Source organism: Lentimicrobium sp. S6 (assembly GCF_013166635.1).
In the GTDB taxonomy this organism is placed as follows: Bacteria; Bacteroidota; Bacteroidia; order Bacteroidales; family UBA12170; genus UBA12170.
In genome coordinates this window covers 1-14,869 of sequence record NZ_JABKBZ010000101.1, presented here as the reverse complement: position 1 = coordinate 14,869, position 14,869 = coordinate 1, and the positions used below count along the sequence as shown (strand labels likewise).

Annotated in this window: 9 protein-coding genes; 6 read left to right on the top strand and 3 right to left on the bottom strand. The window is 38.2% G+C overall.

Annotated features, from left to right (window positions below; genetic code table 11):
• Positions 1 to 266: 266 nt before the first annotated feature.
• The 3 genes from HNS40_RS20395 to HNS40_RS20385 form a co-directional block, all read right to left on the bottom strand.
• Positions 267 to 2,042: a tetratricopeptide repeat protein gene (locus HNS40_RS20395; RefSeq protein WP_172284441.1), complete on the bottom strand. Its 1,776-nt coding sequence runs from the start codon at positions 2,040 to 2,042 to the stop codon at positions 267 to 269.
• A 359-nt stretch (positions 2,043 to 2,401) separates the two neighbouring features.
• The gene (locus HNS40_RS20390) at positions 2,402 to 3,790 is read right to left on the bottom strand and encodes a DUF4270 family protein (protein ID WP_172284440.1); all 1,389 of its coding nucleotides are present in this window, start codon (positions 3,788 to 3,790) and stop codon (positions 2,402 to 2,404) included.
• Between the two features lie 80 nt (positions 3,791 to 3,870).
• Entirely contained in the window at positions 3,871 to 4,677 is an 807-nt protein-coding gene (locus HNS40_RS20385) for a glycogen/starch synthase (RefSeq protein WP_172284439.1), read from the bottom strand.
• A 784-nt stretch (positions 4,678 to 5,461) separates the two neighbouring features.
• On the opposite strand from HNS40_RS20385, the gene HNS40_RS20380 reads away from it, so the two are divergent.
• The 6 genes from HNS40_RS20380 to cysQ all read left to right on the top strand — a co-directional run bounded on the left by HNS40_RS20380 (position 5,462) and on the right by cysQ (position 13,435).
• Positions 5,462 to 5,953: a winged helix-turn-helix domain-containing protein gene (locus HNS40_RS20380; protein ID WP_216663781.1), complete on the top strand. Its 492-nt coding sequence runs from the start codon at positions 5,462 to 5,464 to the stop codon at positions 5,951 to 5,953.
• A 577-nt stretch (positions 5,954 to 6,530) separates the two neighbouring features.
• Entirely contained in the window at positions 6,531 to 7,826 is a 1,296-nt protein-coding gene (locus HNS40_RS20375; RefSeq protein WP_172284437.1) for a nucleotide sugar dehydrogenase, read from the top strand.
• Positions 7,827 to 8,333: 507 nt separating this feature from the next.
• Positions 8,334 to 9,239, top strand: a complete 906-nt coding sequence (gene cysD / locus HNS40_RS20370) for a sulfate adenylyltransferase subunit CysD (protein WP_172284426.1) — start codon at positions 8,334 to 8,336, stop codon at positions 9,237 to 9,239.
• A gap of 57 nt (positions 9,240 to 9,296) precedes the next feature.
• The gene (locus tag HNS40_RS20365) at positions 9,297 to 9,590 is read left to right on the top strand and encodes a GIY-YIG nuclease family protein (protein ID WP_172284424.1); all 294 of its coding nucleotides are present in this window, start codon (positions 9,297 to 9,299) and stop codon (positions 9,588 to 9,590) included.
• A gap of 346 nt (positions 9,591 to 9,936) precedes the next feature.
• Positions 9,937 to 11,871 carry a sulfate adenylyltransferase subunit CysN gene (gene cysN / locus HNS40_RS20360; RefSeq protein ID WP_172284422.1) on the top strand — a complete coding sequence of 645 codons (1,935 nt, stop codon included), beginning with the start codon at positions 9,937 to 9,939 and terminating at the stop codon, positions 11,869 to 11,871.
• A gap of 772 nt (positions 11,872 to 12,643) precedes the next feature.
• Entirely contained in the window at positions 12,644 to 13,435 is a 792-nt protein-coding gene (cysQ, locus tag HNS40_RS20355) for a 3'(2'),5'-bisphosphate nucleotidase CysQ (protein WP_172284420.1), read from the top strand.
• Positions 13,436 to 14,869: the final 1,434 nt, after the last annotated feature.

The window sequence follows — 14,869 nt, the reverse complement described above, 5'->3', positions numbered from 1 at the left end:
TAAAAAAGGCTATAATTTCAATCTACACTAAATATTATGCCTTGTGAAGCAAAACATCAATTCATATTTGCTACTCTTTAATCCGAACTCTTTATTCTGATTCTCCCCATAAAAATTAACATGAGCCATTATTTTGTCTTAGCCCTTAGTTCAGGACCCATTGCTCTTTACCTTAAACCCAGCACCCAGTACCCAGCACAACCATTCCGTCTATGCACCCATCGTTACCCACCTAACCATCAGAACCACGAAATAAAAACGAGTTTCTACTTTAGTCTTTCTTGGAACTCCAGAGCCTTTTCGTGATTTCCTAAGGCCTTATAGGACCTGATCATGAGCCCTAAAGCTTTTTTATTATAAGGCTCTATTTGGAGTATGCGTAGTTGATATTCGATTGATTTTTCATGTTCCCCTAAATTAAAGTAGGCTGCCGCCAAATTCCCTAAAACCAGAATGTCTTGATTATTGATAGCAATCACTCTTTTCCAAAATTCAATTCCCTTTTCATAATTTTTCTTCTCGAAATAATACACCCCCATATTGTTTAAGGTATTCAAATCATTAGGATCGTATTCTAAAACTCTTTCATAGCAAGCTCTAGCAAGCTCTTTTTTTCCGATGGCATTATAACAGACTCCTTGATTATATTCAGCTTCTCTATACTGAGGATAGATAACAAGCGCCTTTTGGTAATGTTTAATGGCTTCTTGATAGTTATTGGAACGAGAGGTTGTATTGGTGCTTTTTTCAGCTTCTTGTCTGTGATAAGTTCCAAAGTGATTGGCTGCTCTGGCGCTGTTCGGAGCAGTGATGAGGCCAGATTTATACAGAGTATACGGGGATTCCCAATCTGAATTTCTCGATATGGTTTTAAAGCTGTATAGAAGAAGAATTGTTCCTAATACATAGTAAAAGATTTTTCGATCGAGATATTTATATAAAGCATATCCTAGTGCAAAAGTAAAGCCAAAACTAGAGGCGTATACAAACCTTTCAGCCATGGTCGCTCCGATAATGACAAAGAGGTTGGAAACCAAAAAGAGTAGGCTTAAAAAGAAAATAATGCCATAGGCTAAGGGTTTTTTCTTTATCAAGCCATAAATAGCATAAGCAAACAGGCTAATATAGGCAATTAGAGCTAATATAAACTTCCAATCTCCCATGCCTACCGCAGGAATTTGATTAAAAGAATAATCATAGCTCAAGGGATGAGGAAACAGAAGCAAGACCAAGTATTTACCCAAAATCATGATTTTTGTAGCCCAGAGCTCTATACCTGAAAGTGCCATGAGTGAGTTATTGATTTTATCCATGTCTTCCACAGAGGAATATTCATCAAGGATCAAATATCTGATTAGAAAATATAATATAATAAATCCCAAAAAGGGGCTGCTGATTTTTACTATTTTTTTTAACGATATGCTTCGGAAAAAATATAGACTAAGAGGTATGACTCCAATAAATGCCAATCCTGTTTCTTTAGAAATTAAGCTGAAAAAAAAGAAGAGCAAACTAAGCATTAAGTTTTTAATTTTATTTTCATCTGTATACTTAAAGAGAAATAATAATGAGGTGATACCAAATAGGAAAGAGAGTATTTCATCACGACTTTTAATATTGGCAACTACTTCTGTGTGAATAGGATGAGCCAAAAATAACAATGTGATGCCCATTGGGAGCCAAACAGACTCGTTTGGAAATAATCTTGAAGTAAATAAGAAAAGTAGGAGTCCTGTTAAAACAAAAAAGAAAAGATTGAAAAAATGGTGCACACTGGGATTAGAGCCCCATATGGCTGTTTCTATGGCCAAACTAGCCAATACTAAAGGTCTGTAAGTTAGTCCTTCTAATCTATTAAAGCCATATAGATATCCATGGCTAAAGATGTCTTTTAAGCCGCTAAAGCCTTCATTCACAAATTTGTTTTCTGTGGTGATGATGGGATCGTCTAGAACAAAGCCATGATTTATAGTGTTTGAATATAGGGTAAAGCCAAATAGGATGATAAGACCATAAATCCATAGATCCCTGTTTTGCAGCATTGAGGATTTCTTAACTGATTTTTTCTTTTTAGAAGCCATACTTCTGTCTTATTTTTGAAGGACTAAAGATAGGAAAAGCAAGGATATCTGCCCTAAATAATTCTTTAAACTTGCTTTCTCTTTCAGCCGATTGACTTTCTATTGTATTAAAAGGAGTTTAAACCGAATGTGCCTTAAAATGGTATTGTTGTCTGAAGAGGATACGAAATAGCCGTATCACAATGCTTCAAAAGGGTTTTACTAAAATCGGCTGAGAGAAAAAATGTGTATGTAGCACAAAATAAAAGAAGTCTAAAAGTTTCATAGGTGAAACTTATTAGACTTCTTGATATATCTGGACTACCTAAAGGCAAGAGGGTTTATTCCTCAGCAGCTACATCGTCATTGTCTATTTTAGTATAAGTCACATGCAGTTGTATACGCTTACTCTCGTCCATCATAGGCTCGTATCCATATCCTATCAGTCGATTAGGGTGAATGGCTCCACCAATGATTTCTACTCTTAGTTTGTTGTCAGCCGTAAATCCTTGAATCACATCCTGAATATATTGGGTGATTCTGAAAAAGTATCTATGCTCAGTCTGATCGTATTTTCCGCTGAAATAATTATCACCACTACTAGCATCTGGCACCGTATATTGATAGTCTACACTATCAATGACTACCTTCTGACTTAAGGTTAATGAAGAAATAGGAGTATAACCTGATTCCTCATCTTGATTATAGATGAATAACTTGGCCTCGTTAACTGCATAATTATAATAATCATCTATTTTGTTTAAATAAGGAAATTCAACAACTGTTCTAACACCTGCTAATCCTTGCAGGTATATCAATTCTTTACCATCCTCCGTATGTCCATCAATCACCTGAGACCTAAACTCAGGACTAGCATCACGATACTCATAATGATTAAAATTACTAAATCGAGCAGTATTATAGTTCACTACCAAATCGTAACTTAAGCTATCCTCTTCTTCATTATGATAATAGAATCGGATGAAAGTATCGTCACTTTGGAAATTAAGATCCACTAAACTACCACCACTTGAAGGCAGGTTCTGTTCTAGTGTAGTAATATAAATCCCCTTAAATACTTCACTTAAAGTTCCGTCATCTTCAAAAACTGAAGAGTCACTAGAAATGATTCGCTGTCCAAATTCAGTAGAAAGATAAATTTTAACAGGATTAAGAATCATTGAAGTGTCATAGGTTCCATCAATGGTATTTTCCTCGATAAACTCAACCGAATCATAATTGGGGATAAAACTTGTATACGCAATAGGTTCCTGCTTGAGTCTAGTATTCTGAAAGGAATAGTAGGCAGAATCTGCTGTTAATTCATCTCCAAGCTCATATACCACCCACTCATGCCTATAGGCGGTGTCTCCATACAAATCCACATTGGCATAAGCTATATAGAGTACAACAGAATCAATTTCTGGAGTATCACCAAAGCTATAGCTTTCGTTTCCGGGATCAATATTGAACTGGCTGTAAACGCTGGCATTTAGCGTGCCAAATACTGGATCTTTGATGGCACCGACCACATGTGCCGATAACTCATCGGTACGAAGGCTATCAATTAGTTCACTATAAACATTTATAGTTACAGTATCCATATAGATGACTTCTAATGGATTTTCACCCACAATGTCAACACCTATCTTGCTAATGTCCTTTTTACAGGAAAAAAGTAAAGCAGCCGTGATGACGATCAACAGGCCGCTTGAGAGTATTTTTTTCATATTCATCATCTCATTCTATTGCTTTGGCGAAAGTATGCAAAGGCTTCTATTTAGAAAAGTGATTTATCTTTTTTTAAGAACTAATCCTCTAAGAGAGAATCGTAGAATGTGTTATAGGCATTAACATAGTCTTCCTCAGGCTGATAGGTGAGGATAGGCTTACCGGTCTCTTCTGCCATCTTTACATAATCAGCAGATAATTCTTCTGCTCCATATATAATGGCATCGGCATATTGCAACGCTCCAAACATTAGATCCATATAGTTTCCACCTTTGTAAATGTCTAAATCAGTATCATCAATACCCTCCATTTTAATCTTCTGTGGAAGGTTATCATTTAATTGAGCATCAAAATGATCATTATAAAGTGAAACAATAATTTTTGTGTCATTAAATAAAGGATTGTCTTTAAATGCTTTCTTAATGTATAATGGAACCAATGCCGACATCCAGCCATGGCAGTGAACGATGTCTGGTGCCCATCCTAATTTTTTTACGGTTTCTAAAACCCCTCTACTAAAGAAAACAGTTCTTTCATCATTGTCTTCAAAGAATTTACCATTCTTGTCAACAGTAGTGAATTTTCTTTGAAAATATTCTTCATTATCAATGAAATAAACTTGCATTCTTGCTTGTTGAATGGAGGCTACTTTAATGATAAGAGGATGGTCATGATCGTCAATAATCAGGTTCATTCCAGATAATCTGATCACTTCGTGTAATTGGTTTCTACGCTCGTTAATATTTCCAAAACGAGGCATAAAAGTTCTGATCTCTTTACCTTTCTCTTGAATTCCTTGTGGAAGATAACGCCCTATTTTACTACGATTTGTTTCGGGTAAATAGGGCATAATCTCTTGATTGACGAATAAAACTCTTTTCTTCATTCTAGTTTATTTTAAATGACGACATTTGGATGACTCTGATAAGAAAATGGAAATTAGATGTTTAGGCTTGTTAATTTTATCATTTGTGTCGCATATTGTTTTTAAAAAATGGTCAGGCAAAGATAACATTTTTTTCTAAACCAGCATTTATCAAGGTCTTAGGATTGTTTTTTATTATTCGAAACTTTTATTTCCCCTTCCTTTTCTTAGGTTTTCCCTTGAAGTAAACCTGCTGTTTTGATCATTATTCTGAGCTTTCTAAATGGAACCTTTTCTTTTCCATTTCTTTTGTCTTATTAGTGATTATTTGTTAAAAACGCCTTCGTGTTTTCAATAATAACCTGATTTTGACATTAACGTAATGACGCATTTTCTGATAACATGAGCTTAGCATAAAACTACAATACAGTATTTGATAATTAGCTTATATAAGATATGGATTTCTGAAGGGCTATCGGGATAAATAATGAAATTTATAGAAGTAGATCGCTAATTATTACCCCCTTCTGATAAAGTCAATAATACACCCTCTTTTTACTATAATCCATTTGATAAAGCCCACTTTATCTTATTGGAATTCATAACAAAACCTAATGTATTGTTGACTTTCTGGAATAGCTGTTAAATAATCGACTAAGGCTTTAGTAAAAACATAAGCGAAAGACTTGCTAGTTTGCAAAGATTGAGTAATTTTGTTACTCAATATTAACAGGCATCAATTCTAAGGATTAATAACGCAGTGTTAGATACATTAATTACATCCAAAACTAGAGTCAAATTACTTTTGAAGTTTTTCTTAAACTCCAACTCTGAGTCTTATTTAAGAAATTTGGAGGAGGAATTTGGAGAGTCAAGTAATGCCATTCGTGTAGAACTGAATAAGTTAGAGAGGGCGGGCCTTCTTGATTCTAGAGCTCAAGGCAATAAAAAATTATTTCGGGCCAATACCCAACATCCGCTATTTCCTGAAATTCATAACCTGCTTTTAAAGCATATCGGACTAGATGAAATCATTGATAAAGTTGTGATGAAGTTGGGTACTGTGCAGCAAGTTTTTTTAGTAGGTAAGCTTGCTGAAGGCATAAACACCGGTATTATCGACCTCCTTTTCGTTGGAAAGAGCATCGATAAAACCTATTTGGTAGAATTGGTAGAGAAAACAGAAAGTACCATCAAGAAAAATATCCGTTATTTGGTGTTTTCTGTCCAAGAAATTGAAAACTATTTAAAACAACACGCCAATACAGAAATATTACTGATCTGGAATCAAGAATAAGGTGGTGGCTTCTTAAGTGTTTCGTATTTAGTTAAGTTCAAAACTGGAACTGTGACTTAGGAGGCGAAGCTGTGGAATTTAGCATAATGCTTAGAGCCAAGAGTTTAGTGCATACTGCTGAAATCTAAGAGTTAAGATTTAAAATTTATAATTGCCTGACTCAAGCAAATTGGGGCTTTTACCACTTTTAATCAAAAAAAAGCCTGTGATTATGTATTTAGCAAAATGGCTCAAAATTTACCTAGCTAAAATAGCATAATCATTTTTCATTGCGGTAATTTCAGAAAAGCCATATTGAAGAGTTCAGTAAGCAAATAGTAACAAGCTTTGGTACAAAGAGCAGAACCATGTCTTTTGCCCTCTGCCCTCTATCAGAAATAGAAGAATAAAGCACCTAGAAATCAGCTTTAAAAATAAATTGATATTTTAGCACCAAAAATCATCAAATAAGAAAAACCTTATTTAAAAAATAAATTAAAGAAGACTATAGTAATGATATGCGCTCTTGGCCCATGCACTTTGCCCTAAGCCCTAAGCTCTTTGCCCTAAACTCTTCAAGTCCCATAAAACATCTAAAATGGAAAGTAAAAATTACAAAATCGCAATCATTGGCCTTGGATATGTTGGCCTACCTCTAGCCGTTGAATTTGGAAAGAAATTCCAAGTGCTCGGATTTGATATCAATCAAGTTCGTGTTGACCAGTTAAATGGTGGACATGATGCCACTTTAGAAGTAGAAGATCATGATCTGCAACAAGCACTCAGCTCCGATGGAGATGCTGGACTAAAACTGACAACCAATCTCGAAGAAATCAGGGAAAGCAATATTTATATTGTCACTGTACCTACACCTATAGATCAGTTCAAAAGACCTGACTTAACTCCCCTAGTGAAAGCTAGTGAAACGGTGGGAAAAGTGATTTCAAAAGGAGATATTGTCATTTATGAAAGCACTGTTTATCCTGGCGCCACTGAGGAAGATTGTATTCCAGTAGTAGAGAAAGTAAGTGGAATGAAGTTCAATGAGGATTTCTTTGCAGGTTATAGCCCAGAAAGAATCAACCCAGGCGACAAAGTGAATACCTTGCTTACCATTAAAAAAGTAACTTCCGGTTCTACACCAGAAATAGCTAAAGTAGTGGATGATATGTATAATACCATCCTCTTAAATGGCACACATATGGCCACTTCTATTAAAGTTGCTGAAGCTTCTAAGGTAATAGAAAATGCCCAAAGAGATTTAAACATCAGCTTTGTTAATGAATTGGCTTTAATCTTCGATCGCTTAGGAATTGATACCAATGAAGTAATAGATGCGGCAGGAACCAAATGGAATTTCTTGAAATACCGTCCGGGTTTAGTAGGAGGCCATTGTATTGGAGTTGACCCTTATTATTTAGCTTTTAAAGCAGAAAGCGTAGGCTATTACCCCGATGTTATTCGCTCCGGAAGAAGAGTTAACGATGATATGTCGCGCTTCGTAGCTGATAAAGTCATTAAGCTTATGATTAAAAAAGGCTTGAAGATTCTAGATAGTAAAGTTCTTCTACTTGGAGTAACCTTTAAAGAAAACTGTCCCGATATTAGAAATACCAAAGTGGTGGATATAGTAGACGAGCTACAAAAGTTCGGATGTAAACTAGACATCTACGACCCATGGGCCAATCAAGCAGAAGTACAGCATGAATATGGTATCAAAACCATGGACAAGAATGTAGATATTTATGCCTCAAAATACGATGCCATTATACTAGCGGTAAGCCACGAGCAATTTGCCGATCTAGATTTGCAGCGCCTCACCAATGGCAATCAATCTGTTATATTCGATATTAAAGGATTTCTACCTAAGGATAAAGTGGACGGGAGACTTTAAAAATTCAAAGTTTACCCTGACCGTAGCGTCATGGGTTCAATGAGAGATTAGGTTTCCAAAACGAGCTGGCGATGAGGCGTTTGGAGAATAGACGAAGGTAAATCCCCCGAGGGCTCTAGCTTGACCTCTTTTGGATTGCGGTAGGAAGTAGCACAACTCTCCGAGTTGTAGCTTTGCAATATCCTAGTATTTGAAAGAACGGTCAAGATTTCATAATTATGTCGATGTGGCGAGCTGGCGATGGAAAATTCTGCGAGGGTTGGACTAGAGGTAGTAGTTCTTAAATCAAAGGATTCCAGAGTAGCTTACAAGGAGATTGCTTCTCTACGTTCACAAAGACCATGCTTTCAATTGAAATACCTGACTAGAATCTCTCTCTCCGAAGAATGTCATTGCGAGTCGCTTAGCGACGAAGCAAACTCCATAAATAAGAGACCTAATTCCAAATTGTATAATAAAAATTCGTGAAAATCCACGTAATCCGTGGACAATCTACAACAATAACATATGAGTTATAATCTAACAAACCTAAAAGAACTAGAAGCAGAATCCATTCACATCATTCGTGAAGTAGCTGCAGAATTCGAAAACCCAGTGATGCTCTATAGCATTGGAAAAGATTCCTCCGTCATGGTACGTTTGGCCGAGAAAGCCTTCGCCCCCGGAAAAGTACCTTTCCCATTGATGCATATCGATAGCAAATGGAAGTTCAACGAGATGATCACCTTTCGCGAACAATATGTTCAAGACAATAATTGGGATTTAATCGTTCATCACAATAAAAAAGGATTTGAGGAGGGCGTTGGCCCTTTTAGTCATGGTAGCAAAGTACATACCGATATCATGAAAACTCAAGCCTTATTAGCAGGCCTAGATAAGCATAAATTTGATGCTGCCTTTGGTGGTGCACGCCGCGATGAGGAAAAAAGCCGTGCCAAAGAAAGAATCTATTCTTTCAGAGATCAATACCACCAATGGGATCCCAAAAATCAAAGACCTGAGCTCTGGGATATCTATAATGCCAAGGTTCATAAAGGAGAATCCATTCGTGTATTTCCGATTTCCAACTGGACTGAACTAGATATTTGGCAGTATATTAGATTGGAGAATATTCCTATTGTACCGCTCTATTTCGCTAAAGAAAGACCAGTGGTAAATGTAGATGGAAACCTGATTTTGGTGGATGACGAGAGAATGCCTAAGGAAATGCGTGATCAAGCAGAAATGAAGATGGTCAGATTCCGTACCTTAGGTTGCTACCCACTAACTGGAGCCGTAGAATCAGAAGCCGACACCATAGAAAAGATAGTAGAAGAAATGATGACCGTCACCGTTTCTGAAAGAACCACCAGAGTCATCGACTTCGACCAAGAAGCCTCTATGGAGCAGAAAAAGCGGGAAGGGTATTTTTAGATTGTCCGCGAATTCACACGGATTAGGCTAATTAACACTAATTGAAATGGAAGGATAATGCCAAAGCTAGGTTTCACATATATAATGACCAATAAAAATAATACGGTATTATACACTGGAACATCATCTGAATTAAAAGATCGTGTTAAAAAGCATAAGGATAAATTTTATCAAAAGTCTTTTACAGCTAAATACAATATCAACAAACTAGTATATTTCGAAATTCATGCTGATATGGAATCAGCAATCAAAAGAGAGAAGCAAATAAAGGGTGGGTCTAGATTAAAAAAAGTGGTATTAATTGAAAAATCAAATCCTGAACGGAAGGATTTGTATTTTGATTTGCCTTGATTTTTAAAAGATGGCCACGACTGACTCTAAGGTCAGCCTCGCCATGACCTAGTTCCAATATTGAATTGTGATTTTATAGAAAATTACTATACGGAGATGAGTCATTGCGAGGAGGAACGACGAAGCAAACTCCTTAAAATTTACTCATGACTTAAAAGATACTCTTGCTGAAGCATAAGTATTTTAATAAATATCGGGACCAAGTCCCTACAATATAAAAGATTAATATACACAAAATAATTCGCGAGAATCCGCCTAATCAGCGAGAATTCGTGGATATTTACACGAATAACTAATCTGTGATTATCAATAAAATCAGTGTTATCCGTGTTCCAATACAGCAACAATGGCAACAGAAAAACTAAACATAAAAGAATTCCTAGATCAGGATCAAAAGAAAGACTTACTAAGACTATTAACAGCAGGTTCTGTGGATGATGGAAAATCAACACTCATCGGCCGTTTATTATTCGACAGTAAGAAATTATACGAAGATCAATTAGCAGCGCTGGAGCGCGATAGCAAAAGAGAAGGCCATGCTGGAGAAGAAATCGATTATGCTCTCCTACTCGACGGACTAAAAGCGGAACGCGAGCAAGGCATCACCATTGATGTAGCCTACCGCTATTTCTCTACCAGCAAACGAAAGTTTATCATTGCCGATACTCCTGGTCACGAGCAATATACACGTAATATGATCACCGGAGGCTCTACCGCCAATCTGGCCATCCTCCTTGCCGATGCCCGTAAAGGGGTCATCACCCAAACCAAACGCCATACTTTCTTGGCTTCCTTATTGGGAATCAAACATGTGGTTTTATGTGTTAATAAAATGGACTTGGTTGATTTCTCTGAGGAGCGCTTCAACGAAATCTGTCAAGAATATAAAGACTTCACTACTACTCTTGATATACCAGATATTACCTTTATCCCAGTATCTGCTCTAAAGGGCGATAATGTGGTGGATTTATCTGAGCGCACCCCTTGGTATCATGGTAAAAGCCTCTTAGAACATTTAGAAGGTGTGCATGTAGCCAGCGATAGAAACTTCGAAGATTTGCGTTTCCCAGTTCAATATGTCATTCGACCTACCTTAGATTATAGAGGATTTGCTGGTAAAGTAGCTTCTGGAGTTTTAAAAGTTGGACAAGAGGTGATGGCCCTTCCTTCTGGAAAGAAGTCGAAAGTACAAAGCATTCTAACTTCCGATGGTCCAGTGCAAGAAGCCTTCCCTCCTCAATCGGCTTCTTTTACCTTAGAGGATGAGATAGATATTTCTAGAGGCGAGATGGTAGTCTATCCACAAAGCCAGCCCAAAGTAGAAAGACATTTTGAGACTATGTTGGTATGGATGGACGAGAAACCCATGGACCCCTATACTCAATTCTATATCAAACATAATACCCACGCCACCAAAGCTCGTATCGACCAGATTCGCTATAAGGTGGATGTGAATACCTTAGAGAAAAGCGAAATCGATCGCTTTGAGCTCAATGAGATAGGAAGAGTAGTGATGACCACCACCAAACCTTTATTATTCGACCCCTATCAGAAGAATCGTCAGACAGGCTCCTTCATCCTCATCGATCCTGTTTCTCATAATACAGTGGCTGTTGGAATGATTATAGATAAAGTTAGCTCCGACAGACTCCCCAGTAGAATCACCGATCAAGAGAAAGAACACATTGTAAAATCGGGAAGCCTAATTAATAAGCTAGAAAGAGAAAAGAGATATGGTCAAAAAGGAGCTACGATCTGGTTCACCGGATTGCATGGCTCTGGAAAGAATCAATTAGCTTACTCACTAGAAAAAGAATTATTCGCCCAAGGAAAAACCGTAGTTCTCTTCGATGGTAAATCCGTAAGAAGTGGGCTGTCAAGAGAGCTGGATTTCAGTCCGGCCGATAGTGCCGAACACCTCCGAAGAGTAGCACATATGTGCCGTATGCTCAACGAACAAGGTATCATCACCATCTGTTCTTTCATTTCTCCAGACCAAGAAGTGAGAAAGCAAGTAGCTGAGATTATTAATACAAAGTCTGATTCAGAGTCTAATAGCTTCCACTTAATCTACATGAAAGCCGACTTAGACTTCTGTAAGAAAAACGATAAATACGGAATCTATCAGCAAGCAGAAGATGGCGAAGTAAAATATATGCCCGGCATTGATAGAGATTATCAAACCCCAACAAATCCAAACCTTATCATAGAAGCAAAGGAAGACTTCACTGTAGAAGAAATCTTGAGCTACCTTCAACTTGAGAAGGTTCTTTTTGAGTAGTTTTTATTACGAACTGACGAGCAAGCGAAGGCAAGTCCTCCGAGGGCTTTAGTACATTATACATGGCCCTCGTAGGATTGAGAGATGGAAGAGGTCAAGTTAAAGGATGATAGCCCTGAAAGGGATAGCGTCCTTGGTTATTCAGCAGTTTTGCCCCGACCCTAAAGTTTAAGAGGTTCAAAGTTTACCCTGACCGCAGCGTCATGGGTTCCATGTAGAGTAGATTAGAAAGATTAGGTTTTCAAACCGAGTGGAGAGCTGGCGATTCTTCAATAAATAATTCGCGAAAATTCGTTTAATCTGCGAAAATTATCGTTTTAACCCTGACCGCAGCGTCACGGGTTCAAGGTTCAAGGTTCAAGGTTCAAAGTTTACCCTGACCGTAGCGTCATGGGTTCAATGTTTAAGGTTGAGTAGATTTGAAAGATTAGGTTTTCAAAATGAGCTGGCGAATAGGCGAGTGGGAGAGCTGGTGAAAGCAAATCCTCCGAGGACTCTAGCACATCATACATTGCCCTCGTAGGATTGGGGAAGGCAGAACTAAAAGTAATTGGAATACTCGAGTAGATTGAAGGGGATTGCTTCACTACGCTCGCAATGACCTTGTTTCAATTAAAAATACCTGGGCAGAATCTCTCTCCGAAGAAAGTCATTGCGAGGCGCGAAGCAACGAAGCAAACTCCTACAATAAGAACGGAATCCAACTAGCGCGGAAATGTTTTCCTGCGCTATGCACCCAGCACCCAGAAACAACAAATAATCCACAAATAAAATGATAACAGCAAAAACACAGCATCAAGTCATCAACGCTATTTCTAAAGCAGGAAAAGCCATACTAGACATCTACGAGAGTGGTGACTTCGGAGTAGAGATGAAATCAGATCATTCTCCTCTAACTCTAGCCGATAAGGCAGCACATGATATCATCATGGAAGTATTAAGTAAAACAGAAGAACCTGTCCTAAGTGAAGAAGGAAGTAGCATTCCTTATTCTAAAAGAAAAGATTGGAAAGCATTCTGGTTGGTAGATCCATTAGATGGCACCAAGGAGTTCATCAAGAAAAATGGAGAATTCACCATCAACGTGGCCTATATAGAAAGAGGAAGAGCCCGAACAGGCTTTGTATATGCCCCAGTGCTAGAGGATTTCTACCTCGGCATCAACGAGCAAATGGCTTTTAAATTCAAGCTTAAGCCAGGCGAAACCTTCAAAGAACTGCCAGCCACTGCCAAAGTGTTAAAGGTAAAGCCTGAAGAACAAAACATGATATTGGTAGGAAGCCGTTCCCATTTCAATAAAGAAACCGAAGACTATATTGAAGCTTTAAAGGCAACAGGTAAAAAGGTGGAATTTATCAGCAAAGGAAGTAGCCTAAAGCTATGCATGGTAGCAGAAGGCAGCGCACACCTCTATCCTCGATTTGGCCCAACCATGGAATGGGATACCGCAGCAGCACATGCCATAGTCTCTGCCGCCGGAGGAACAGTTAAAACCCCAGAGGGACTGGAATTGCATTATAATAAGGAGGATTTGCTGAATCCTTATTTTATTGTGAAAAGATAATAAAGGTAGTAAAAGATGGTAAAGTGCCCTTCGGGCGGAAGGAATGGTAAGGTGCCCTTCGGGCGTAAAAGATGGTAAGATGCACTTTGCGCGTAAAGAATAGTAAAGACAATCCCTTACAACTCTTTACCACTTTTTACAATCTCTTTACAATCCAAAGAAAGGTAAAGTGCCCTTCGGGCGGAAGGAATGGTAAGGTGCCCTTCGGGCGGAAGGTTTAGTAAAGTGCCCTTCGGGCGTAAAAGATGGTAAGGTGCACTGCGTGCGTAAAGAATAGTAAAGACAATCCCTTACAACTCTTTACCACTTTTTACAATTTCTTTACAATCCAAAGAAAGATAAAGTGCCCTTCGGGCGTAAAAGATGGTAAGATGCACTGCGTGCGTAAAGAATAGTAAAGACAATCCCTTACAACTCTTTACCACTTTTTACAATCTCTTTACAATCCAAAGAAAGGTAAAGTGCCCTTCGGGCGGAAGGAATGGTAAGGTGCACTTCGTGCGGAAGGTTTAGTAAAGTGCCCTTCGGGCGTAAAAGATGGTAAGATGCACTGCGTGCGTAAAGAATAGTAAAGACAATCCCTTACAACTCTTTACCACTTTTTACAATCTCTTTACAATCCAAAGAAAGGTAAAGTGCCCTTCGGGCGGAAGGAATGGTAAGGTGCACTTCGTGCGGAAGGTTTAGTAAAGTGCCCTTCGGGCGTAAAAGATGGTAAGATGCACTTCGTGCGTAAAGAATAGTAAAGACAATCCCTTACAACTCTTTACCACTTTTTACAATTTCTTTACAATCCAAAGAAAGGTAAAGTGCCCTATGGCGGAAGGAATGGTAAGATGCACTGCGTGCGTAAAAGATGGTAAGATGCACTGCGTGCGTAAAGAATAGTAAAGACTATCCCTTACAACTCTTTACCACTTTTTACAATTTCTTTACAATCCAAAGAAAGATAAAGTGCCCTTCGGGCGGAAGGAATGGTAAGATGCACTGCGTGCGTAAAGAATAGTAAAGACAATCCCTTACAACTCTTTACCACTTTTTACAATTTCTTTACAATCCAAAGAAAGATAAAGTGCCCTTCGGGCGGAAGGAATGGTAAGATGCACTGCGTGCGGAAGGTTTAGTAAAGTGCCCTTCGGGCGTAAAAGATGGTAAGATGCACTGCGTGCGTAAAGAATAGTAAAGACAATCCCTTACAACTCTTTACCACTTTTTACAATCTCTTTACAATCCAAAGAAAGATAAAGTGCCCTTCGGGCGGAAGGAATGGTAAGATGCACTGCGTGCGTAAAAGATGGTAAGATGCACTGCGTGCGTAAAAGATGGTAAGATGCACTGCGTGCGTAAAGAATAGTAAAGACTATCCCTTACAACTCTTTACCACTTTTTACAATTTCTTTACAATCCAAAGAAAGGTAAAGTGCCCTTCGGGCG